Origin of the sequence: Candidatus Aegiribacteria sp., assembly GCA_021108435.1 — a bacterium.
GTDB lineage: Bacteria > Fermentibacterota > Fermentibacteria > Fermentibacterales > JCC-6 > Aegiribacteria.
Genome location: JAIOQY010000184.1, coordinates 1 through 25,006, shown reverse-complemented (window position 1 = coordinate 25,006; position 25,006 = coordinate 1). Strand labels below are relative to the sequence as shown.

The following is a 25,006-nucleotide window of genomic DNA, read 5'->3' as shown; positions in this document are numbered from 1 at the left end:
ATCATAGTTTTAGTCGTATGCGTCATCACCAACGAGTGGAGTAGTTAAGGAAATCCTCTTTACGAGAGACCTACAGAGCCAATGGAATCAATTGGAAAACGATAAGATTGAAGCAACTCTGAGAACTCAGGAGTTCTTTTAGAATAGAGATGAGCGTTCTCCAGCTGATGAGGAAGCAAAAATGGTCAACGAGTGAGTCGTAGTCGTCCTTACTCTTCGTGCCCGTTGGCGAAAGAGATAAATCTACTTCATTAATGTTTTGATTTTGGAACAAGCTAATTGATTATCTGAGCCTGACACACGAACTGGTGCTTACCTGCCCATTGTATTCGAGACGAACCAGGTAGATACCTGGCTGCAACCGGGCACCGTCAAGCAATATATTTTGTTCTCTTTCATTCATATATTCCAGATCCAGTGCCATGACCACTCGACCGGAAATGTCGTATACACTTAATCGAGCCTGCGAGGGTTCAGGAAGATCGAATGATATACAGAACAGGGATACGAAGGGATTTGGGGAAATGGAAAGGTTAAGCGATGAGGACATACAGGAAGTCGTCTGATCCTCTACGCTGGTTCCCCCCTCTCCGTAACGGAGAATATGACCACTATTTCCACATCCCCATCCGTTATTCGGATCGCTGAAGCAGAAGTAACGGACGTAGCCATTTCTTGATGCTGTTGATCCGTAGAGTGAGTTACCACCATTTTCGGTGATCCAAACATTGCCTCCTCCTGCAAAATACCCGTAGTTCCCATTGAAAAACCAGATATCCTGATAGTCATTGCCAGTCTCACCTATCTTGTACCAGTTATCTCCACCGTTATGGGTCCTTATGATTGTACCGTTCCAACCTCCAGCCCAAGCAGTATCAGCGTTTAGTGCGAATAAGCTATACATATCTGAATCTGTGCTACTGTATTGCAGTGACCAGGAATCTGAAGAGAAATCACATCGCAAAACAATTCCACTATTTCCGACTGCCCATCCATGGTCAGCATCTCCGAACCGGAATTTCTTTAGTGTCATGTATGTCAGTGGATTCATCCTAACCCAGCTAGTTCCACCGTCAAATGTGCGTATGACTTCACCCAGTGCACCAACAGCAACACCACTATCATACGAAACAAAATCAAGAGAATAGAGTTCTTGAAGATTAGGAGGAGGAGAGGCAATCTCCCAAGTGCTTCCACCATTAAAGGTCCGAATCACAACACCTTGACCATTCTCTTTACGTCCACATGCATATCCGATGTTTGAGTCCAAGAAGCATATATCGTTAAGCACTTTAACTTCGGGTGGTAGAGTCTGGAATTCCCAAGTTAAACCGTTGTCTGCAGAGTGCATTATCTTGTCGTACAAACCGCAAACCCAGACGTTGCCCGTGGGGATATGGCAGATTCCCCTCTGACTTTCAATAATCATATGGTTGGATAATGTCTCCCATCCGGCAGCATCGGTTCTCCTGAAGATGAGACCGTACACACCTGCTGTCAGTATTGTGGTAGCATCAGGATATGAGATTGTGTACAGCGTCAGGGGATCAGCCAATTCATGCGGAACAATCTCATAAACCCAGGTTTTTCCTCCGTCATCAGTACGGATTATCGCACCTGAATTTCTACAACAAGCAACTCCATGATTCAGATCGGCGAAATCGAAATCACTTAGCCAATGAAATTCTGAATACTGTTGAACCCAGTTCTCCCCTCCATCAGAGGTGGCGATAATTTCCCCGGTAGTAGCTGCCGCCCAACCGGTCTGACTATCATTGAACCAGAGGAAATCATAACTACCAATAGGGACAATTCCTGTGGGCTGCTCAATCCAGGAAGAGCCTGCTGTATTTGTAAAAAAGAAGGAACTCCTGAGGCCTGCAATCCATCCTGTCGTTGAATCAACGAAAAACACATCCTCAAAAGTATGGCCATGATCAGACACTGCTTGTCTATACCATGTATCACCACCATTGTCTGTGCGCACTACTGCAGAATTGTGACCAACTGCATACCCGCATTCTGAGTTTACGAAATGAATTGATTTAAACCATACCTGGAATTCACTTGTTTGAATATCCCAAGTGCTGCCTCCGTCTGTAGTATGGAGAATAAGGCCATATGCACATGCCCAGCCCTCTAATGAATCAATGAAAAAGATATCGCAAAACCTTGGATTAGACCAGGGCCAAACAAAGCCTTCCTCCCACGATTCACCACCATTATGAGTTATATAAAGTGCGTTCGCTGTCGAAATCCAACCATTTTCTGAATCTATGAAGAAGCTTTCATGGATAGATGCTCCGGTAGGTGTCGGATGCAACCAGTACCAATCTGGTTCGGCGAAAGACAAAGCAGGAATGAGAATGAAAGAAAGTACTATCAATGGTGATGTATACAGTTTAAATCTCATCGTAAATCTTGCCTTTCTTTATTCTAGTATATGTTTTTGGATTTTGGAAGGCAATGGCTTGTGGATTTCGAGGGGTGTTTATAGTTTATAGGGTCGTATCTTGAATTTTGGCGTGATAGTTATTCACCTATAACTAGATCACTCCGAATAGAATATCCAGTTGCTGTGTATCATGTATCACGTGACTGCTCGTGGTACCGGTTGACAGAACATTTTCTTGAACGACTCCGATAAAAACAGCGTTTTTGGAACAATTACTTATGACGATAAGCCGACATAACTGGCTTTGCCATGCATATTGCCTGATGTCACTGCCATTTACTACTTAAGACATCCGATGGAAATTTATCAGCGGGAATGAAACTGCTTAACAAAGTCGGTTGTAATAAAGCTATCCATATTGCTCATATAAAACATAGTTATAGCCAACAAGAGATTGCAAGCATTCTGGAATGCACTACAGTACTATCAGCAAGATCATAGCATAGAGAATCTTGAGAATAATCAATAGATAGAAAAATACCAAAATTCAAGATACGACCCCACAAACCGATTGTAATTGATTCAGTTTGATGTCCGGTATCATGTGAAGTGGTTGTTCTGGATATCCCTGATAACCGGCTCATACTGAGCTATTCCCAACTTGGGGGATCGAGCGAGATGTGGATGATTGCCTGCACAGAACAGAATGACACGTTATGGACATGCGCTCTTGAGGGAACGGATGAATTCAGCAATTATCAGGCTGTAACGAAGCTCCCGGATGGCGGATATCTGATAAACAGCCCTCAAACCTTCACTTCCTCCTTTTAAATACCACCTGAATTTAATAACAGTCAATGACAAGACTGGATGATAATCGATGCAGGCAACATTTACGGCGACTTACTACCTGACAGTTATTAGGTTATGTAGAGCGATAATTGATCTCAGGTTTGAAGAAGGGCGGAGATTTCTCCCCGCCCAACTATAAAGCTCATAGAAATCAGTTCTAATTTACCGCCTTGAACCTCTTCATAAAGTTCACAAGTGCTTCGACACCCTCGTGCGGCATGGCGTTGTAGATGGATGCTCTGCAGCCGCCGACTGATCTGTGTCCCTTGAGTCCGATGAGGTTGTTGTCGGCTCCTTCAGCAATGAACTTCTTCTCAAGTTCCTCGGTTGGGAGACGGAACGTGACGTTCATAAGAGATCTGCTTGCAGGATCGGTTACCGTGCATCTGTAGTAATCACTGTTCTCGTCCATATACTCGTAAAGCAGCCCGGCTTTCCTGTTGTTTGCCGTCTCAACAGCTTCGAGACCGCCCTGCTCCAGTATCCACTTCATTACGTTGCCAACGACGTAGACCGGGAAGGAGGGTGGAGTATTGAAAAGGGAATTCTTATCGATGTGGGTAGCGTAAGCAAGCATCGAAGGGACTTCCTTGCGTGCTTTCTCAGCCCATGAACGCTTGATAACGACAGCGGTGACACCGGATGGGCCGATATTCTTCTGCGCTCCAGCGTAGATAAGCGAGAATTTGCTGAAATCAAGTTTTCTGGACAGGAAATCACTGGACATGTCACAGACAAGAGGGACATCACCGGTTTGAGGGAAGTCCTTTATCTGGGTGCCAACAAGAGTGTTGTTACTGGTCGTATGAACGTAAGCGGCTCCGGGAGTGAGGTCGAACTGCTTCGGAATGAAACTGAAGTTCGCGTCTTCACTGCTGGCGGCGATATTCACATTACCGAAGAATTTAGCTTCTTTGACAGCTTTCTTCGACCATCCGCCGGTAACTACATAATCAGCAGTCATGTCTTTCTCGAGGAAGTTGAAAGGAACGGCACAGAACTGTGTACTGGCTCCGCCGCCGAGGAAGAGGACAGCGTATTCGTCATTCGAGAGTCCCATGATCTCAAGCATATTCTTCTGCGCTTCGGTGAACATGCTGTCAAAAGCGGCAGACCGGTGGGATATCTCCATAACTGACATTCCACTGTCATTGAAATTTACAGCTTCGGAAAAAGATTTTTTAACAACATCGTATGGAAGAGTAGCCGGACCTGCGAAGAAATTGTGTATGCGCTCTGGCATTTCAGCCTCCCTGAATTGAGTGAAGCACCGTATGTATGATTGTCGAATGAGTACGAACAGGTGAAAATATGCAACTTCGAAGTGCCAATAAGCAAGTGTTCATGAGAAAAAATACGTTAACTCACTATATGTATAGTAATTAAGAGGTTATGCTCTTGATGCCCGCGTAAGGAGGAATAATCCAAGTGCGATAAAGACTATCTCAGCTATGCTTGCCGCTAGAAGAGGAGGAAGCGCTCCCTTATGTCCGAGAGTCTGGCCGAAACGGAGCAGCGAGAAGAAGATGAACGCAAGTAGAATTGCAAGTCCGATACTGGACGCTTTACCGCTTCGCGGATTCCTCAGCGCAAGCGGCGCGCCAACCATTACCATGATCAGATTTGATAATGGAAAAAGGATCTTCAGGTAGAATTCCACCATATCACCTCTGGAATCACCGCCTGCCGCATTCACCCTCTGGATATAGTTCCACAGTTCAACGAAATTCATTTCCTGAGGAGCCTTCTGTCTTGATCCGAAATCTTCTGGAGTTTCAGTGATTCCGGGAAGCGGGAGAGAATCCGAAGTAGTGTGGACAAGGGCTCCGGATGGACCGAAAACTCTGTCAACAGTTCCTATTCCTGTCCAGAGTGTGTCACACCAGATCATTCTGTCCAGATCAAGCCGCCGGGTGATTCTGGAGCTGTCATCGAACCACTCAATTGTTACATCAGTGAGTATATCGGTTTCACCGTTGAAGAAACCTATGTCGAAAATTGCTCCATTTGGAGACCTGTGCGCAAATCCGCTCCTTCTGGCGTAATTTATCGGTTCCTGTCCATCTATCTGCACTCGCTTAACCTGGCTCTGCTGATAGATGGCGTTGGAAACTATGAAATCTCCTACTCCGAGCTCGAACAGAGATGCGAGAGCGCCGACCAGAAACAGGGGAAGGAAAATTCTGGGAATGCTGATACCCGCGGCACGCATGGCTACCAGTTCGTTTCTTCGGGAAAGCGATGAAATCAGAAAGAGGGAACTGAGAAGAACCGCAACGGGAAGTACAAGCACGATGATGTAAGGCAGACCATAGAAGTAATATTCCAGGAAAATCCCTGGAGACACATCCTTGTCCACCCATCTGGTGAAATGATCGAAAGCATCAACACTGACAAAGATCACGACAAAGGAAGATACTGCAACAACAATCATCTTCATGAATCTCGAAGCAAGATATATATCCAGTTTTCGCGCATTCATTGATCTGCTCCGCTCTGACTGGATTTGCCGATGCCGTTTCGGTGGAATCTTTTAACGAAGGCCACCATTCCAGAGACGGCTCTTTCGATTGGAAGCGGATTACCTTCATGAAGGCTTCTCACCGTCAGTACGATTCCAAGCGCGGTGAGTATTATGTTCGGCAGCCACATCGAAAGGAAAGGCGGCATCATGCCTCTATCAGCGAGATGCTCACCCGCGATAAGAAAGAGATAGTAGACAAGAATCACGAGCAGGCTGACTCCAAGCGCGATACCCGCGCTCCCCTTGCGGGTGGAGAGACCCAGCGGTACACCGAGCAGTACAAAAACCAGGCATGCGAAAGGAATTGAGTATTTCTTTTCTATTTCCACCCGGTATCGGCTGATACTTCTCTGGACCGAGGCTTTCCTGTCAACCAATATTCTCAGATTGGATGCATGCTGGATAAAGTAGTTTCTGGCAATATTGAACCTTGTACGTTCATCCAGACTGTCAGGAGGAGGAAATATTCCACCCCTTCCTGATGTTATCGTGGAATCAGTGAGAAGCGTCAGGAGAGGCTCGCTTCCGGTGATACACAGTGAATCCGTCAGAGCGGTTGACTGCTTTTCAAGCGAATCTACAAGAGATCTCATCTGGGATGCCGACAACTCTCTATCGCCTCTGTTGTTCCTGTTCTGTCTGATGAGTTCTTCCGAGCGTGTTATCTCGACAGTGTAGGTCAAAAAATCGAGTTTTCTGTACTCTCCTGTTTCTGACAGTTCGTGCATCTGACCATCAGTGAGTACCAGGCAGAATCGATTTGCGGATACCGGTTCCATACGGCCTTTCAGCGCTGTGATTGTTCTTCCGTTAGTACCCGGTATCCGTTCATGTATCACTACATTTTCCAGGTCACCAGTCAGATCATCCTTGTCACTGACGATTATTCTGTAATTGTCGATATCGTCGACGAACATACCGGGGATGATCTTGGCGGCCGGACGCATGGTGCCGATATCAAGGAGCAGATTCTTGGCCAGGTGATTCGCGTCAGGAAGGACGTAGTTATTGAAAAGAACCATTACAGCAGACAGGATCAGAGCGGCAAGCATCAAAGGTTTCAGTAAGGTGAATATGCTGATGCCGGAAGCTTTCATCGCGGTTACTTCCAGATCAGATTCCATACGGCCCACAGCCATCAGAACGCCCGCAAGAACTCCCATCGGTACTACAACGGCTACCATCGAGGGAAGGAGCAGCAAAAATACTTCGACAACCGTTCGGACAGGTACACCCTTGCTGACTATCATATCAAGAAGGTCGAGAAGCTTATCAAGCAGCATCACGAAAGTGAATATGCCCGCTGATATCAGAAAGGGAGAAAAAAACTCCCGTAAAGTGTAAACTTGCAGCTTTTTCATATACATCTCATTATAGGCCTTCGGGAATATTTGACAACACGACAATTATACTGATTGGTTCAGTTCTTTCAACACGCAAATGGGAACCCTGATCTGGCCGGAGACTAGAACCCAGAGATGAAAATAAAAACTACACTTCTACCATACCTTTTTTTGCTGGTGCTTGCTGTTTCTGCTGTTTCGGCAGTGGGCATTCGTGCACCTGAACTCATTCCACGGTATCCATGGGAAACTGAGCGATCCCGCCATGTACTTATAGAACCTGGCGTTTCATGGCGTTTTCTGCCTTCACTCAGGAGCGATTATCTTACATGGCGTCTTTTCTACGGAGATATCCCCGTATCCCGTCTGGGCTGTTTCCCGCTTGACGAGATTAATGATCGAACAATCGAGTGGTCTCTTCGGAGAAGCTGGCTGAGCGTGAACAGGAACTCCTGCCTGAGGACCACCAGAGAGCAGGGATCTCTGGTGCCGACAATCTACTTGCCGATCGATATGCCTCCGATACTTGCCGGAGCAATTGGAGAGGGCGGGCAGATTGATATCAGCGGGTATCAGAAAATCACACTCTCAGGTATAACTCATTACAGGCCGAATGCGGTTGAGCAGGAAGGTCAGAGCCAGTCATTGTTCCCGGATCTCAAGATGGAGCAGCAGCTCAGAGTCCAGCTTGAAGGCACGATTGGCGAGAAGATTCATGTAGATGTTGATCACGACAGCGAGAGGAGAATGGGGCCTCAGAGCAGCCTCAGTCTCAGGTACGAAGGATACGAAGACGAGATTATTCAGAGAATCGATATGGGTGATGTCAGTCTCTCCATAACCGGCCCGGAATTTGTCTCATACAGTATTCCGCATCAGGGTCTGTTCGGCGCCAAGATCATCGCGCAGGTGGGGCCTGTGGAAATCACAACAATTGCGAGCAGGCAGGCTGGATCAACTGAATCTTCTGAATTCGTAGGTCAGGCAACACTGGTTGCTGACAGCATTCTGGATATTCATCCCGCGAATAATTACTTCTTTCTCACATCACCGGATTCTCTTCCTCAGCCACAGATTGCTTCTATAAGGATATTTCAGGATGATCTTAACGGTAATAATAATGAGGAAACCGGAGCAGTGGAGAGTGCCTATTACATAGAAGGAGGAGAAACCTATACCGGAGGATACTGGGATGAACTGATAGCCGGACCGGATCTGGACTATGTTCTGATTGATTCCACAGTAATACGCTTCACCAGTCCTGTAGATAATAACTATATGCTGGCCATCTGGATGGTTACGACAGCCGGAGATACGATAGGAAATGTTGGAACCGGAACCGACTGGAATCTGAAGCTTATAAAGGAGAGCAATCCTCTGCCTACTGATCTCACATGGGATTACGAGCTTCGGAACAGGTATTTTCTTGGAGCGAACAATATCGTGCAGGAGAGTTTTAACTGTAACATCTACCTGACAAGATCCGGAGAAGATCCAGTCCAGACTCAGGGAGGCGTGTCTTTCATCGAGCTTCTTGATCTTGATACAAACGGTGACGGATCACTGGCAGATGAGGAAAATGCGGTTGACTGGGATAACGGGTTCCTTGTGTTTCCCGATACAAGGCCTTTCGACAGTTCTGTTCTTGAAGAGAAGAATCCGGCTATTTATGAGGAAAACAATCCTCTTCCGGCGCAGAGCAAGTACTTTATCGAAGTAGGTTACAGGGCGGCGTCAACCACTTACTCTCTGGGGCATATGGGGATTATTCCAGGCAGTGAAACGGTAACCCTGACCGTCGCGGGAATTGCCAGAACACTTGTTAAAGACGTTGATTATACGATCATATATGAAATCGGACTCCTCACTTTAATGGGTGAGGCAGCGGAGGACGCACAGAATCCGAGTAATGTTCTGCGTGTTACATACGAATACATCCCTCTTTTCGCGTCTCAGAAGAAAACCCTTGTTGGAACACGAGCTGTATACGGTATCGGATCAGACTCCTGGCTTGGAGCAACGGTGATGTTCGAAAGCGCCAGTACTCCGGGGGACAGACCAAGGATAGGGGAGGAGTCGACAAGAACCCTGGTTGCTGATGTGGATGCCCATTTTGAAGTAAAACCAGGATTCCTGACTGATTTCGCGAATATCATACCCGGAATAAACACTGAAGCGGAAAGCAACGCTACTCTATCCGGAGAGATTGCCATGAGCTTTCCGAATCCGAATGTAAATGGTGTAGCTTACATTGATGATATGGAAGGTGCAGAATCATCATTTCCCCTGGGCCAGAGCCGAGCTGCATGGCATCTCTCCAGCATGCCACTGGATGTTTCCTCACTGATTCATCCTGCTGGAGTTCTTCGATGGTACAACACATACAGAAGGTGGAAGCTCGGTGAAATTGTATCCAGCGCAACCGGTAACGAGGCGGATAACTATGTGAACAATGTTCTGGAATTATTCTTCCAGCCCGAAAATTATAATCCGAACTCCTGGGGCGGAGTGATGCGCTGCGTTGACAAGTACGGAATCGATTTCTCCCGTAAGACGCATATCAGGCTGTATGTCAGATTCACAGGTGATGCAGCGAACGCGAACATCTGTCTGGACCTCGGGGAAAGAATAGATGAGGACTCCTACTGGCTTGAAAGAACAGCCGGAGAACTGGCGAGAAGAGCAAACGGTGAACTTGATACGGAGGATTTGAACCGGGACGGAATTCTTGCCAATGATGAGGATACCGGTCTGGATATTCTATGGGATGATGAGGAGAATCCCCCAGAGGGGGGTGATCCCAACAGGGACAACTACTATTACGATGGAAACGATCCACCTTCTGAAAGATATACCAGTGTAAACGGTACGCAGGGTAACAACAGTCTGGATACTGAGGATCTCAACACCAACGGTATTCTGGACAGGTCAAATTCATTTTTCCGGATCAGAATTCCTCTTGATGACGAAGAGTATATCATATCAGGACCGAATGAACACGGCTGGATGCTTCTGGAGATCCCGCTGGGAGACACTTCTCTCGTTTCAATTCCCGATCTTGTATCAGGTACACCAACATGGGAGAAAATCAGTTATGCCCGAATCTGGATGGATGGATTTACAGCCGTGGATACCGTTCAGATATACGATTTCTCGATAATCGGAAATCGCTGGGAAGAGATAGGAGTAATTCTCTCCGATACATCCGGAACCCCTGTATTCGAATCAGAAAAGCTGTTTGTCTCAACGGTGAACAATAAGGACAATCCTGACTATGCAAACGATCCGCCACCCTCAGTAGATCACGGGGATGATGAATATGGCGACCGCAGGCTGGAGCAGTCCCTGTCCCTTCAGGCAGTTGATATCAGGCTGGGGCATATCGGAATCGCGACTCAGAGCTTCTACAGCAGCGAAGATTTCACAGCTTATAAGCAGATCAGGTTCCTTGTGCACGGAGAGGAAAGAAGTGAATCCGAATTAGTATACAGACTCGGCACTGACAGCCTGAATTATTATGAGATCGCAGTTGATGTTGAGGATGGATGGCAGATTATCGAGATATATCTTGATGATCTGGTGGATCTCAAGATCCAAAAAGATGAATTGCGCCTTGATTATCTCAGCGAGGGTGACCTTGCTGTAAAAGGCTCCCCCAATCTTGCGAAGATCATGGAAATGTCACTTGGGCTTCAGAGCGAAACAAGAGAATTTCTGAATACAATGGTTTGGATCGATGATATCACGCTTCACCAGCCGTGGGATAATACCGGAACCGCACACAGAATTACAGCAAGTGTCGATTTGGCTGATCTCCTGTCACTCAGTGGTGATTACAGAGAAGTAGATTCCGATTTCCACGGTCTTGGAAGCAGGTCCGGGCAGGGGTTTACGACGACCAGCTACGATGCTCTCGCTACTCTCCATCTGGATCGCTTCACTCCTCCACTGTGGTCGCTTTCCATTCCTGCGAATTATTCATGGTCTATGGATATATCCAGGCCTCGATTTCAATCAGGATCTGATCTAAGACTTGATGATGATGAATCCTGGGATGAAAGAACTCAGACCAGGAGATGGAGTACCGGATTCCAGTGGAGGAAAAACAGCAGGGCGGAGGAATGGCCAGGCAGATATCTGATAGATCCATTCAGGTTTATCCATACTTACTCCAGAAATTATGGAATGTCTCCTACGTATCGAGATACTGCCAGTACTGCTGAGGGAACACTGTCTTACGATCTTGCACCCGGCAGAATGCAGCTGCTCAGTCTGCCGATCATTGAATTTTTCAGACTTCGACCAACAAGAGTCGCCTGGTCATTATCCAGACATAACAGCTGGGATACACGATGGAGCTTCGCAAACGGTGATAGTGTTCAGACAAGAGCTACTACGGTATCAACCCTCTCATCAAGCGGTACACTCACTTTTAATGTCTGGAAAGGTTTTTCAGCCAGCGGTTCTCTTTCGCTTCTGCGGGATCTTCTCTATCCCTGGGAAGGCAATATCGGTGTGAATATCGGGCGGGAGATTTCCAGAAATCAGAATATCAGTATTTCTCAGGATATCAATCTTTTCAATTATCTTAAACCCAGGTTTTCCTACGATGTTAACTATCACGCATCAAGGCTGGCTCCTCATACGACATCCGGGGCTGATACACTTGGATTGCCGAAGTTCTCAGTTTCATCAACTCGAAGGATCAATGTCCGAATTGGTCTTGTCCATACAATCAGAAGCCTGGCAAGGTTGAGAGATGAAAGATTGGATGAAGAAGCCGAACCCGGAAGTCCCCGGTGGTTCCTCATGAAACTGGAACGATGGGCCAACCTGATAACTGATCCAAATATTGTTTATTCAGAAACGGAGGGAAGCGAATACAGAGATATGGATTTCCTTCCAGGATGGCGGTATCAGACCGGTCTGAATCCTGTTCTGGATGATATCACGCCCTGGGACAGGACAGAGGGATGGAACCTCCAGATAACAGGAGGTTTCAGACCTGTATCTTCAATGTCGGTGCGCCTGGAGTACAGATCTTCTGACTCAAAAACGATGTATTCCGGATTCTGGAATAATCAGAGATCAAAAACCTGGCCATCCGTAATATTATCCTGGTCAGGATTGAACGGGCTGGCCGGTTTAAGGGATTTCCTGAGAAACGGGACAGTGAGTTCAGGATACAAGATCGAGACTACTGAAAGCGGCAGATATGAAAGTGATATATATATTCCAACTACGAAAACGACTTCAACACGCTGGTCTCCTCTGCTCAGTATAAACGTGACTCTTAAGAACGATATTCAAATTACGATCAGTGACAATCTGACAAATACTGTCTCGAAGAACTATACAGGCACACAGACGGAAACAAGAAGCAATAACAACAGCTTACAATTCAGAGTACAGTATTCATTCAGCGCTCCGGGAGGATTTGCGATTCCTCTTCCTCTTCTTGACAAGCTTCGCATAAGTTTTCAGAGTGATCTCACGACTAGTCTGAGCCTCACCAGATCCAGAACCACAAGCGAACTTATAAGCAGCGGTTATGGAAACCAGCTTCAATCCGACAGGGAAGAATGGAGAATTGAACCCGCCATTAACTACGATTTCGGTTCTGTCACCGCCGGATTGACAGGAATTTACGGATGGAAGACCGACAGAGTTAATTCCCAGTACAATCAGCGGGATATCGGAATGAATATCTGGGTTATTATCAATTTCTGACGGTATTTGCTTCGTCCTGATACACACTTCAATCAGTTGGCCGGAATGCTTATGATATTTCAAGTAAAAAATCCCTCTGGTCAATCACGCTTTTTCTATATATGCTTTTCATTGTCTGGAATTATGATTTGAACGGTATGAAATTGAATTTGGACAGAAGGTGATTGGCTCCTTTCATTACCTCGAAGGAAATCATCTGTCTGGATAGTATCGGAGGCTTGATGAACATCAGAATTGGTCAAATTCTTCTTGATTCCGGGATGATATCAAATAAGCAGCTTGAAAATGCTCTCAATCAGCAGAATGAAGGTGGCGCCAGACTGGGCTACTATCTGGTGAGCAGTAATGCCATTTCAGAAAATGATCTCAATAAGTTTCTGGCACGACAGCAGAATATTGAAAGCGCTAATCTTGATGAAATAGATATTGATGAAAACATTATTCACCTGATATCCGGTGATGTTGCGCGCAGATATGAAGTCATTCCTATTGAGATTGTCGGTAGAAAATTAATCGTGGCCATGACAGATCCTCACAATCTTTTTGCGATTGATGATCTTAGATTCTCGCTCGGGATGGATATTGAGCCACATATAACCGCGTCCAGCATGATTCGAAGAGCGCTTGGAAAGTATTATGAGAATTCAGAGGCGCTTGTACCTGTTGATGAAAGCCGTGCGAAAGTTGGAAGTTCGGTTCATACGTCTATTACAGATATTGATGAAGAAAGGATCGAAGGTGTTGACCTGCTCGTGGGAGATGAAGTCTTTGAGTCAATGATCGTCGAGGATACGGAAGAGGAAGAATTCGAAGAGGAGGATATAGCTCTGGATCTATCTGATTCTCCCGTAGTTAAACTTATTAACAGTCTGATCGCTGATGCTGTCCGCAGAGGAGCCAGTGATATACATTTTGAACCATTCGAGCGGTATATCAGGGTTAGATTCAGAATTGACGGTGTCCTGCATGAAGTAATGCGTCCCAGCAGAAAATACCGTTCAGCTATGGTCAGCAGGTTGAAAATTCTTGGCGGCATGAATATCGCGGATCATCATCTTCCACAGGATGGACGGCAGAAGATCCTGGTTGGAGACAGATTTGTTGATTTGCGGCTTGCAACACTTCCGACTCTGTTCGGGGAGAAAGTCGAAGTCAGGCTTCTTGATCGATCCAAGGTCGTTCTTGATCTGGAAAAACTGGGTTTCGAGGAAGAACCCCTGAAAATATTCAGAAAGGCTATCAGAAGACCTTTCGGGATCGTTCTTGTTACAGGTCCCACAGGATGCGGAAAAACAACAACACTCTATTCCGCTCTAACCGAGCGGAATGATATCGAAGTGAATATAATGACCGCTGAGAACCCGGTAGAGTTCAATCTTAAAGGAATCAACCAGGTTCAGATGAACTCCGATGTTGGATTAACATTCGCCAATGCTCTCAGAGCCTATCTCAGACAGGATCCCGATATTATCATGGTTGGAGAAATCCGGGATAAGGAGACAGCTGAGATTTCCATCAGAGCAGCATTGACAGGGCATCTTGTTCTTTCAACAACTCATACGAATGATGCTCCAAGTACAATTAACAGGCTTATAGATATTGGAACCGAACCGTTCATGCTCAGCACTTCACTGGCATGTATCGCTTCCCAGAGATTGATCAGGAAAATCTGTTCTAAATGTAAAACTGAAATCCATATTCCTGATGAAGTACTTTCGGACGCCGGGATTGATCCGGAACGTTTCCGAAATGTTAAGCTGTTCGAAGGTACAGGATGTTCGTACTGCAACAATACCGGATTCAAGGGCAGGATAGGGATTTTTGAAGTTATGAGCGTCGATGAAGAAATAAGACAGCTGATCGAGGGTGATGCCAACAGTCTTGAAATAGAAAAGGCCGCATTATCAAAGGGTATGATAAATCTGAGAGAATCCGCTCTTCGAAAGCTTGAGCGCGGAGAGACCACATACGATGAAGTAATTAGAGAAACAATTTCGAGTTTCTGATGGAGGAATAAGTGTTAAGCAGACTGGGAATAATGCTGCTTGAATCAGGAATGGTCAGCCAGGATGAAATTGATCAGGTAATTAAGGAATATGGTCCTGGTGAAATCGAACTTGCGGATCAGCTGATATCAGCGGGAATTGTACCTGAGGATCTTGTTACTGAGTTCCTTTCAGAAATATACTCTGTTAAACCTATATATATCAATGAAATAGAAATTGATTCCAGGCTTGCTGAATCGCTGCCGGAAGATCTTGCCCGGAAATACCTGATTTCACCAATCAAGGTGGACAGGGAATACTTTTATATAGCAATGGGCTCTCCAGGAGATCTGTACGCAGTTGATGAAGTGAAATTCGCTACCGGGAAGGAAGTTATCGTTTACGCTTCCGCGCCGCCTGCAGTAAGAAGAGCACAGGATGAACTCTATGGAAAAGCTGACTCTCTTGTTTCGGTAAAGGATCAGATTGATGATTACAGCAGTGAACTTGATGAACTGGAGATTGTTGAATCCCTTGATCCGGAAGAAGAAGAGGATTTCGAATCGGATCTGGAAGAAGAGTACGCAGGAGCGGTAGACGGTCCTATTGTCGGGTTTGTTAACGAAATCATAGCAAAAGCTGTGCGGACAGAGATTAGTGATATTCATATTGAACCCTACGAGAACTACCTCCAGATAAGATACAGACGGGATGGAGCCTGTTTTGTTGTGCGAAAGCTCCCCAAGAAAATACAGCCGCAGATTCTCAGTCGTTTCAAGATCATGGCAGGCATGAATATTGCTGAACGCAGAAAGACGCAGGACGGTCGAATAAAGGCCAGAATCGACGGAAGATGGATTGATTTCAGAGTAAGCGCGGTTCCCACAGTTAACGGTGAGAAAATAGTTCTCAGGATACTTGACCGAGGAAGCCTGGAGTTCGATCTCAGAGAGCTTGGATTTCCTGAAGAAGCTCTGAAAGTCTTCATGCAGGGAGTCAATTCCCCCTTTGGAATTGTTCTTGTAACCGGACCTACAGGAAGCGGGAAAACCACGACGCTGTATTCAGCGCTCAGTTCGCTGAACACGGATAATAGAAATATCCATACCGCAGAAGAACCTGTAGAATACAGTATTGAGGGTCTTACACAAACACAGATAGATTTCAGCATGGGGTACGATTTTGCAACTGCCCTCCGAGCGATTCTAAGGCAGGATCCCAATATCATTATGGTTGGTGAGATCAGAGATCTGGAGACGGCTTCGATAGCAATAAAAGCTGCACTGACCGGACACCTGGTTTTTTCCACTATTCATACGAATGATGCTCCAAGCACGGTGAACAGGCTTGTTGATATTGGTATTAAGCCATTTCTTGTGGCTTCTGCGGTTAGAACCATCATGGCTCAGCGGCTGGTCAAGAAAATATGTAAGCATTGCAAAACACCTCATGAGTACAGCGATAAGGAGTATCTGGCTGCAGGAATTGATCCCGGGGAGATGAAAAATTATATAACGTATATTGGGAAAGGCTGTAGCAGCTGCAGCGGTACTGGTTACCGGGGAAGGATAGGGCTTTACGAAGTTCTATCGATTGACAAGAATATAAAACAGTCTATCATTGATAGAGTAACTGCTGGAGAATTAAGAACAATGGGTGTTAAGAATGGAATGAGAACACTCAGAATGGATGCAGTCGAAAAATTGAAAGCCGGCATTACTACCCTGGAAGAAGTAATGAGAGTAACCACGGAAGATGAGCCTGGGGTTCTCAAGGCTGCAGCGGCGAATAAAGCCAGGGACAAGCAACAAAAGAGGGAAGGACATTCGGCCTGATATGATTATAAAGACTCTATTAAAAGAAATGATGGAAAGACGCGCTACAGACCTTCACCTTACTGTAGGAACTCCTCCCGTTGTCAGAATAGACGGGGAACTAGACAGAATGGAGTACGATCCTCTCACTGCTCAGGATACTCAGAATCTTGTTTACAGTTTGCTGAAAGATGAGCAGAAAAAAAGGTTTGAACTTGAGAAGGAACTAGATTTCGCTTTTGGAATCAAAGGACTTTCCAGATTCAGGGCTAATGTTTTTCTTCAACGCGGCTGCGTGGCATGTGCCATAAGGTCTATTCCGCATGAGATACTCGGTTTTGAAGAACTCGGTCTTCCTCCGGTAGTCAGTGTTCTCGCGGAGAAACGCCAGGGACTTATTCTGGTGACAGGTCCAACGGGATGCGGCAAGTCAACTACACTGGCCTCTATTATCCGTAAGATAAATACATCAAGGCACTGTCATATAATTACGATTGAAGATCCTATCGAATACGTCCATCATCATGACAAGGGTATTATCAACCAGCGCGAGATAGGACAGGACACAACATCCTTCGGCAATTCACTTCGATACGTTCTCCGGCAGGATCCCGATGTCGTCCTGATTGGCGAGATGAGAGACATGGAGACAATGCAGGTTGCTCTTAACATTGCCGAGACAGGGCACCTCACGATGGCTACGTTGCACACTAATTCAACTTACGAATCAATTAACAGAATCATCGATTCATTTCCAGCTCAGAGTCAGGATCAGGTCAGGAGTCAGCTCTCGTTTGTGACCCTTGGTGTTCTAACGCAGCAGCTTGTGCCAAAAGCCAGAGGACACGGCAGGGTTCTTTGCGCGGAAGTTCTGGTCTGCACTCCAGCCGTTAAAGCCACGATCAGGCAGGACAAACTTCATCAGATATACGGAATGATGCAGGCTGGACACAAACATGGCATGCAGACAATGAATCAGGCTTTGCTTATCATGTATAAGAAAAAGGAAATAACCAGAGAAGTTGCTCTTGAACGTTCGAACGATGCCGCTGAACTTGAACAGATGATCGCAACGGGTCGGGATATCTTATAATGACAGGAGGCTGAAAATGCCTGAGTTCAAATGGGAAGGAACAAATAGAGCCGGCAGGAGAATGTCGGGAAAGATTACTGCCGCGAAAAAGGCAGATGCGCAGGAACTCCTCGCCCAGAGAGGTGTCAGCAATATAAAGGTAACCGGCAAAGGATTTGACCTGGCCACCTTTGGAACAATTGGTACAGGTATTAAAGACAAGGATCTTGCCGCATTCACCCGTCAGTTTGCTGTAATGATCAATGCCGGGCTTCCATTGGTTAAATGCCTTCAGATACTGAGCGCTCAGCAGGAAAACAGGATTTTCTCAGATGCTATTGAGGAAGTGACAGCTGATGTGGAAAAGGGTGGAACACTGGCTGAATCCCTCGGAAAGCATAGCAGGATTTTCAGTGATCTGTACGTCAACATGGTTGCAGCAGGCGAGCAGGGAGGTATTCTTGATACAATCCTGAACAGGCTCTCAACGCATCTGGAGAAAGCAGCAGCACTGAAAGGGAAAATCAAATCCGCCATGATGTATCCACTTGTCGTACTCATCGTGGTTGTTGTGGTTGTGATGGCTCTTCTTCTGTTTGTCATACCGATATTCGAGCAGATGTTCGCCGATATGGGTGGAGAACTTCCAGCGCCTACTCAGATTGTCGTAGGAGCATCGGAGTTTGTACAGGAAAACCTGTTATTCATTCTCCTTGGATTTGCAGCCCTGATTACCGGATACAAGTTGTACTACAGGACAAAGAACGGTGAAAAAGTAATTGATTCAGTCAAACTAAAGATGCCTATCTTCGGAATGCTCCTCAGAAAAATGTCTATTGCCAGGTTCACAAGGACTCTTGGTACTCTTATATCAAGCGGAGTGTCAATCCTTGACGGTCTGAGTATCACTTCAAAGACTTCGGGTAACAGAGTAGTCGCGGATGCCATTATGGAAGCCAGGGGAAGTATTTCCGGAGGAGAGAATATCTCGAATCCTCTTGAAGCTTCCGGTGTATTTCCAGGAATGGTGACTCAGATGATAGCTGTTGGAGAAGAAACCGGCGGGCTTGATACAATGCTTCTTAAAGTTGCCGACTTCTATGAAGAAGAAGTGGACACAGCAGTTGCGGGTCTTACTGCAACTCTCGAACCCATTATGATCATAGTCCTGGGTGTAATCGTGGGAGGTATCGTGATAGCCATGTATCTCCCGATTTTCGACCTCATCGGTACGGTGGGAGCGTAATAACTGTTGCTGGAAAAGTAGTACTCCTCTGTCGTGCTGCAGGGACAATATCGTATGAGTAATGGAATTCTAAGAATGGGGCGCCGCGCCTGGCTTCAGGTGGGGCGCTTCATTGTCTTCGGTCTCTTTGTTCTGCTGGGTATTCTGTTTCTCGGATGGACAAGAGTCGGTGGAATCTACTTCTCTGTCGGCATTGCGGTAGTTCTGTCAATAATAATGGACATGCTGTGCAGAAAGATCTGGAAAGAACGGGAATGGCAGATCTGGATTCTCTTCACCCTCGATTCAATTCTGGCTGCGATCCTTATCCGGATGGCTGGCAATTTCGATGGTCCTTTCACGGTCTTTTTCTTTATTCATACATTCGGAGCAGGTGTCTATCTGGGTATCAGGGGTGGAGCAATCATGGCGGTTCTCGATTCTCTGATGATAGCTGCGCTTGCTTACTCAACGATTTCAGGAATACTGAATATCGGTCCTGCAGGAGGTTCCCTGGAGGGTTTAGTAGAAGTCATTCCATCCAATGTATCTTTCCAATACGCGCTTCTGTTCGTAATGATTTACGCCGGTCTCCTGATGATAACAGGGCTTGTCACCGGATACCTCTCAGAGCACCTTCTTTTTGAAAAAGGCAGAGCTGAAGTAATTCTCAGTGAACTCCGGGAGGCCAGGAGTATGTCCAGGGAGATACTGGAAAGCCTGTCAGATGGAGTTCTCGTGATTAATAACTCCGGCTCTCCAATCAGTATTAACCGATCTGGTCTCCGGATTCTGTCTCTTGATGAGAACTGGCGTAAGACTATATCTAATACGGATATCTACACTATGCTGAAAGAGTACCAGATATCCGAAGGAATGCCCTCAATTATCGAGATAATCCTGGGAAACAGAGTTATTGAATGCAGAATGGGTACACTTCTCGATCATTACGGCAAGTCTGCCGGAGCCCTTGCCGCACTGACGGATATAACGGAAACAGTCGAACTGAAGAAACGATTACAGGAGCGGGAAAAACTTGCTGCGATCGGCAAGCTGTCCAGTACGCTCGCGCATGAAATCAGGAATCCGCTGGCCTCAATGAGCGGTGCAGCTCATATATTGAAAATGGGATCAATTGACTGGAAAAAGACAGACAGAATGACAGAACTCATAAGCAGTCAGGCAAAGAGGATCTCGGAAATAATCGAGGGATACCTCGAACTATCCAGAAAGAGCAATGTTCTGTATACTAATCCTGTTTCACTCGAAGCCGTCGCCATGGAAGCGGTTGATGTGGCAAAACAGGGCTTTGGCTGGCAGACAGAAATTGAACTGGATATTGAAGGCAATTTCATCGTTTTTGGAAATCAATCACGCCTTGTTCAGTTATTATCGAATATTATTCGCAACAGTGTTGAAGTTCTGGAGAACAAGCCTGATGGCAGGATAGGTATTTCTCTCATGAAATCACAGATGCAGGGCATGGCTGAATTTATTGTGACGGATAATGGACCTGGCATTAAGGATACTGTTATGAATGATATTTACGATCCCTTCTTCACTACGAAAGATGAGGGAACAGGTCTCGGGCTGTATGTTGCGAGAAGAGTCGCTCGGGATCATAATGGCAGAATGGACATAGAGTCTGCTTCAGGAAAGGGAACAACGGTGAGAGTAATAATTCCAATTGCTCCACCTGACGTTGTTGCATACGAAACCGGAGGTATCGAGCATGGATAATCAGCTTTCAGTCATGATCGTGGATGATGAGAAACCGATGCTTGAATGGCTCTCGATTCTCCTTGAACAGCAGGATTATTCGGTTAAGTGTTTCTCCGATGGCAGGAAAGCGGTAGCAGAAGGCAGAAAGAATATGCCGGATATTCTTGTAGTTGATGTCAAGATGCCGGGCATCAGCGGACTTGAGGTTCTGTCCAGGCTTCGTGAAAAATCTCCTGAATTGATAAGTATTGTAATAACAGCATTTTCCAGTGTTGATTCAGCAGTCCAGGCAATGCGCAAAGGCGCTACTGATTATCTGATCAAACCTTTTGAAGTTGATCAGCTTCTTGTAGCAATAGAGAAAGCTCTTGGTGAACAGAAGATCAGGAAAGAGAACAAAGAGCTGAGGAAAAAAATCCGCTCACGTTTCAGTATAGAGGGAATAATCGGGAAATCAAAGCCGATAATCGATCTTCTTGATGAAGTCCGGATGGTTGCCGATAAAGACAGCACAATTTTAATAACAGGAGAGAGCGGTACCGGGAAGGAACTCATAGCCAGAGCAATTCATTCAATAAGCCCAAGAGCTGATAAACCATTTCTCGGTGTCAACTGCGGCAGTTTTTCTCACAGCCTTCTTGAAAGTGAACTGTTCGGCCACCTGAAGGGTTCTTTCACAGGTGCTCACAGAGACAAGGAGGGTCTTCTGGTTGCGGCAAAGGGTGGAACATTCTTCCTTGACGAAGTTGGCGAGCTTGACAGGGAACTGCAGGTAAAACTGCTTAGAGCCCTGCAGGAACACCAGGTGCTTCCGGTAGGAGGCACGAAACACATATCCTTCGATGCCAGGATCATAGCGGCAACTAACGCCAATCTGAAAGAGATGGTCAGCAGAGATGATTTCAGACCCGACCTTTATTACCGGCTTAATGTGATTCCTCTTCATGTTCCGGCGCTCCGGGACAGATCATCGGATATACCAATTCTGCTTGATAAGTTTATTAAAGATTATTATGAAGAGACCGGGGAAACCGCCAGAACAATCACCGGAGAGGCAAGAGAAGCTCTGATTTGTTACAGCTGGCCCGGCAATGTCAGAGAACTCGAAAATGTAGTTGAGCGTGTCTGCGTTATGACAAGCGGGAGCGAGATCACTTTTACTGACCTTCCCGACTTCATCAAGGAGCAAGCAGTTACAGACTCAGGTGTTTTCGAGGAAAAAACCTCAGAAGCTGAATCAGCTGTTCCCGCAGGGAAAGACACACCAACTCTCGACGAAATAGAGAAGGCATATACGCTGTATGTACTGGAACATCGATCCAGAGGTCAGAAACGACTTGCAGCAAAATTGCTCGGCATTAACGAGAGCACACTCTACAGAAAACTGGAAAAATACGCGAAAGACCGGGAAAACCAATGACAGCGAACGGGGACATGCAACTCTATGCGTGTCCCCTGTACTTAATGTGTCCTTATGACTAAACCGCTCACAGCAGCAGCCATATTCCTTCTGCTCTTCTTCATAGCATTTCTTTCAGGCCAGACAGGTATTCCTGTTGAAGATGGCGGGGAGTTCCTGACAGTTGCCCGTCTGGGCGGTACAAACCACCCTCCCGGACTTCCATTGCTCAGTCTGTCGTCAAGAGTATCCTGGATTCTTTTCGGCAGGGAAGGACTGCGTGTTCTTTTTGCTTTATTCGCAGTACTGGCGCTGAAACTGATCAACAGAAAAATAACAATTTCGATAATGTTATTCACCACAGGTATACTTTTACTACCATCTCTGACTGAAAGGCTGTTAGCCTGGGATGCTTACGGACCTTTATTTTTGATATTTGCGATTACTTTGTACAGAAAACCTTCTCTGGGTCTTGAAGCCGGTTATCTGATGGGACTGGCGCTGGCGATTCACCCGCAGGGGATATTTCTGCCGATACTGTTCAGCTGGAAGAAGGATTCAGCTTCGCTATTTATTGGCGGCCTGATTCTTGGATGCAGTCTATATCTTGCTCTGCCGGTATATTCGGTTTCCGGAGCAATTGTTGACTGGGGCAATCCCGGATCTATTACTGATTTCCTCAGGCAGGTTACTGCCGGAGGATACAGAGAAGTTTACGGCAGCAGCATGGGGAGCCTTTCACTCAATTCGATCTTTCGCCATTTCAGTGCATTATTGAAGGTGTTCTGGCCGGTTCTTCTGCTTCCGGCATTGATTGGAATAATTCGGACGTACAAAGAGAACAGGTATCTTCTGTCAAAACTGGGAATTCTGTTTATTGCAGATCTGCTGTTTGTACTGATTGTTAATCCGATGGCAGCTGGAACTTCTCAGACCGCAGTTCTGTCACTTCTTGTAATACTTGTGCTTTCAATAATCGGGATTACTGCCGTTGAGAAATGGCGCAGAAGTGCAGGTATAGTGTTAGCTGGAGCTGTTCTTGCAGCTGGTGTGATTTGCTGGAATCCTCTTATTGATCAATCTGAGAATATCACTGAGTGTTTTGCTCCCGCTCCTCTTGAATCCATCCTGTTCATCAGCAGCAATGATCTGTTATATGGTGGCTGGGTCATGAAATACGTTGATGACAGGAGGCCTGATATGGTTCTGCTCTCTACAGCGAACTTCTCCGGATGGTTTGAAAGAATGGCTACCTGGTTCAATCCTGAGGTTGATCTTTCAAGAAGCGTTCTTGATGTTGGTGACTACAGCATGTCCCGTGAAGTGCTTGCGAGCAGGCTCATAAACGCTACAATGCAGGACAATCCAGGTCACCCCGTATTTTTCGATTAAATGGTAACAGTCACTGCTATTCACTATATAGGGACATGCAGGCTGAAATACGGTGTTCTTCTGCTTGTTCACCATTACCTTATCTCTTGCATAATGCAATAGATATAACTCAAGAGAAAGTGTGCCAGTTTCATCTTTAATGCATGTATGCATTAAAATTGAATAATAATAAGTAGATATAGCAGGTTGGTAAGCATATTGCTTAAGTCTAGTTGCAAGCATATAATCTGAATGTAACTGATAACTCGAACGGAAAGGACAAAACATGAAAAAAGGATTTACACTCATTGAGCTGATGATCGTTGTGGTCATCATCGGTATCCTTGCTGCCATAGCGATACCGAAGTTCTCAAGTGTTAAAGATCAGGCAGAGGAAGTCTCCTGCAGAAGCAACATGAGGTCACTTGCAACTGCTGAGTCCATGTACTACGGCATTAACAACTTCTATGGTAACGAAGCAGGACTTGTCAGTAGTGAAGTGATGGATAACGCTGCTGCAATGACATGTCCGTCTGATAATGCAGCTTACGTTTACGCGGTTCCAGGCGACACATATACAATCACCTGTAACGGTACTGGTGGAAACGCGCCTCATGGAAGTGCTAGCGACGGAATCATGAGCTGGCAGTAGTTTTCTGATTCAGTTCTAGAAAAAATGGCGGTATGATTTTCATGCCGCCATCATGCATTATCAGAGAGAATCGTTGTGCCCTCCCTTTCTTTAACAACCGTACTTAAGTCATATTGATGAAAGTTCCTGGTTAAGGTTTAGACTGCATATTTCAGTAGAATCCGGCTGCAGGGGATCACTGATACGATTTTCCCACTTGCTGTCTCCAACGAAAGTCCACAAACACGGACTGAGAATATTAATATTTCTTACTCTTTTTATCAGAGCTGAAAAGTGCATCAGGATTTCCTCAGTATGATCCTGAGATCAGATCGAAAAGATAATAAGCGATATTTGAACTCCATCCGAAGATTTCCAGAATTCCAATATTTACTTGAAGTAGTAATTTCTCAAATTACATGCAAAATGCAATACAGGAGAGAAATTGAATATTTCGCATTCGAATACATCAAGGAAAAATAGAGGAATATATTAAATATCTTTGAATAATCTGATCAGAATCATGATGGCAAGTATTATGCAAGTGTTTATAGAGATAGAGTTTAATTGTGTAGCAACTGAATGGGGTTGTAAAATGTTCGGAAAAGGTTTCACTCTGATAGAGCTCATGATTGTCGTTGTGATAATCGGTATACTCTCCGCTATTGCTATACCTAAGTTCACGTCTGTGAAGCAGCAGGCAAACGAGGTTGCGTGCAGGAGCAATATGCGACAACTGGCGAATGCGGAAGCCATCTATTATGCAATTAACAGTACATACTGCCTTATTGGGGCGCTTGAGACATCAGGTATATTGAATAATGCAACATTGTTAATATGCCCCACTAACTCAAACTTTTACACAATTGCTCATACTGGAGATAATTACACTGTTCCCTGTCCAAATGGTGCTCCGAATCATGGAAGCATGGTTGACGGCATA

13 protein-coding genes and 2 pseudogenes are annotated in these 25,006 nt (G+C 45.7%); 11 read left to right on the top strand and 4 right to left on the bottom strand.

Annotated features, from left to right (window positions below):
* Nucleotides 1-283: 283 nt before the first annotated feature.
* Complete coding sequence (locus K8R76_10815; protein ID MCD4848666.1) at nucleotides 284-2,413, bottom strand: T9SS type A sorting domain-containing protein; 2,130 nt, start codon at nucleotides 2,411-2,413, stop codon at nucleotides 284-286.
* Between the two features lie 666 nt (nucleotides 2,414-3,079).
* Here K8R76_10815 and K8R76_10810 point away from each other — a divergent pair.
* Nucleotides 3,080-3,226, top strand: coding sequence for a hypothetical protein (locus tag K8R76_10810; GenBank protein ID MCD4848665.1), 147 nt, complete (start codon nucleotides 3,080-3,082; stop codon nucleotides 3,224-3,226).
* A gap of 178 nt (nucleotides 3,227-3,404) precedes the next feature.
* Here the strand turns inward: K8R76_10810 and serC are convergent, their stop codons facing one another.
* The 3 genes from serC to K8R76_10795 all read right to left on the bottom strand — a co-directional run bounded on the left by serC (nucleotide 3,405) and on the right by K8R76_10795 (nucleotide 7,132).
* Entirely contained in the window at nucleotides 3,405-4,490 is a 1,086-nt protein-coding gene (gene serC, locus K8R76_10805) for a 3-phosphoserine/phosphohydroxythreonine transaminase (GenBank protein MCD4848664.1), read from the bottom strand.
* A gap of 147 nt (nucleotides 4,491-4,637) precedes the next feature.
* Nucleotides 4,638-5,729 (bottom strand): LptF/LptG family permease, encoded by a 1,092-nt coding sequence (locus K8R76_10800; GenBank protein MCD4848663.1) that lies wholly within the window; start codon nucleotides 5,727-5,729, stop codon nucleotides 4,638-4,640.
* On the bottom strand, nucleotides 5,726-7,132 hold the full coding sequence (locus tag K8R76_10795; protein MCD4848662.1) for an LptF/LptG family permease: 1,407 nt from the start codon (nucleotides 7,130-7,132) through the stop codon (nucleotides 5,726-5,728). Before K8R76_10795 ends, K8R76_10800 begins: the two co-directional genes overlap by 4 nt.
* Nucleotides 7,133-7,249: 117 nt before the next feature.
* Between K8R76_10795 and K8R76_10790 the strand changes: the two genes are divergently transcribed.
* From K8R76_10790 to K8R76_10745, 10 genes and pseudogenes are all read left to right on the top strand, one after another.
* Nucleotides 7,250-12,844 (top strand): hypothetical protein, encoded by a 5,595-nt coding sequence (locus K8R76_10790; protein ID MCD4848661.1) that lies wholly within the window; start codon nucleotides 7,250-7,252, stop codon nucleotides 12,842-12,844.
* A 218-nt stretch (nucleotides 12,845-13,062) separates the two neighbouring features.
* Nucleotides 13,063-14,850, top strand: coding sequence for a Flp pilus assembly complex ATPase component TadA (gene tadA, locus K8R76_10785; GenBank protein ID MCD4848660.1), 1,788 nt, complete (start codon nucleotides 13,063-13,065; stop codon nucleotides 14,848-14,850).
* Nucleotides 14,851-14,861: 11 nt separating this feature from the next.
* Nucleotides 14,862-16,664: a Flp pilus assembly complex ATPase component TadA gene (tadA, locus tag K8R76_10780; protein MCD4848659.1), complete on the top strand. Its 1,803-nt coding sequence runs from the start codon at nucleotides 14,862-14,864 to the stop codon at nucleotides 16,662-16,664.
* Nucleotide 16,665: 1 nt separating this feature from the next.
* Nucleotides 16,666-17,736 carry a type IV pilus twitching motility protein PilT gene (locus tag K8R76_10775; protein ID MCD4848658.1) on the top strand — a complete coding sequence of 357 codons (1,071 nt, stop codon included), beginning with the start codon at nucleotides 16,666-16,668 and terminating at the stop codon, nucleotides 17,734-17,736.
* A gap of 16 nt (nucleotides 17,737-17,752) precedes the next feature.
* Nucleotides 17,753-18,961, top strand: coding sequence for a type II secretion system F family protein (locus tag K8R76_10770; GenBank protein MCD4848657.1), 1,209 nt, complete (start codon nucleotides 17,753-17,755; stop codon nucleotides 18,959-18,961).
* A gap of 54 nt (nucleotides 18,962-19,015) precedes the next feature.
* On the top strand, nucleotides 19,016-20,680 hold the full coding sequence (locus tag K8R76_10765) for a hypothetical protein (protein MCD4848656.1): 1,665 nt from the start codon (nucleotides 19,016-19,018) through the stop codon (nucleotides 20,678-20,680).
* Nucleotides 20,673-22,082 carry a sigma-54 dependent transcriptional regulator gene (locus K8R76_10760; protein MCD4848655.1) on the top strand — a complete coding sequence of 470 codons (1,410 nt, stop codon included), beginning with the start codon at nucleotides 20,673-20,675 and terminating at the stop codon, nucleotides 22,080-22,082. The genes K8R76_10765 and K8R76_10760 overlap by 8 nt, the downstream gene beginning before the upstream one ends.
* Before the next feature lie 54 nt (nucleotides 22,083-22,136).
* The gene (locus K8R76_10755) at nucleotides 22,137-23,453 is read left to right on the top strand and encodes a hypothetical protein (GenBank protein ID MCD4848654.1); all 1,317 of its coding nucleotides are present in this window, start codon (nucleotides 22,137-22,139) and stop codon (nucleotides 23,451-23,453) included.
* 265 nt (nucleotides 23,454-23,718) lie between these two features.
* Nucleotides 23,719-23,808, top strand: a pseudogene (locus K8R76_10750) (prepilin-type N-terminal cleavage/methylation domain-containing protein).
* A gap of 850 nt (nucleotides 23,809-24,658) precedes the next feature.
* Nucleotides 24,659-24,739 (top strand): annotated as a pseudogene (locus K8R76_10745) (prepilin-type N-terminal cleavage/methylation domain-containing protein).
* The last annotated feature ends 267 nt before the right edge of the window (nucleotides 24,740-25,006 follow it).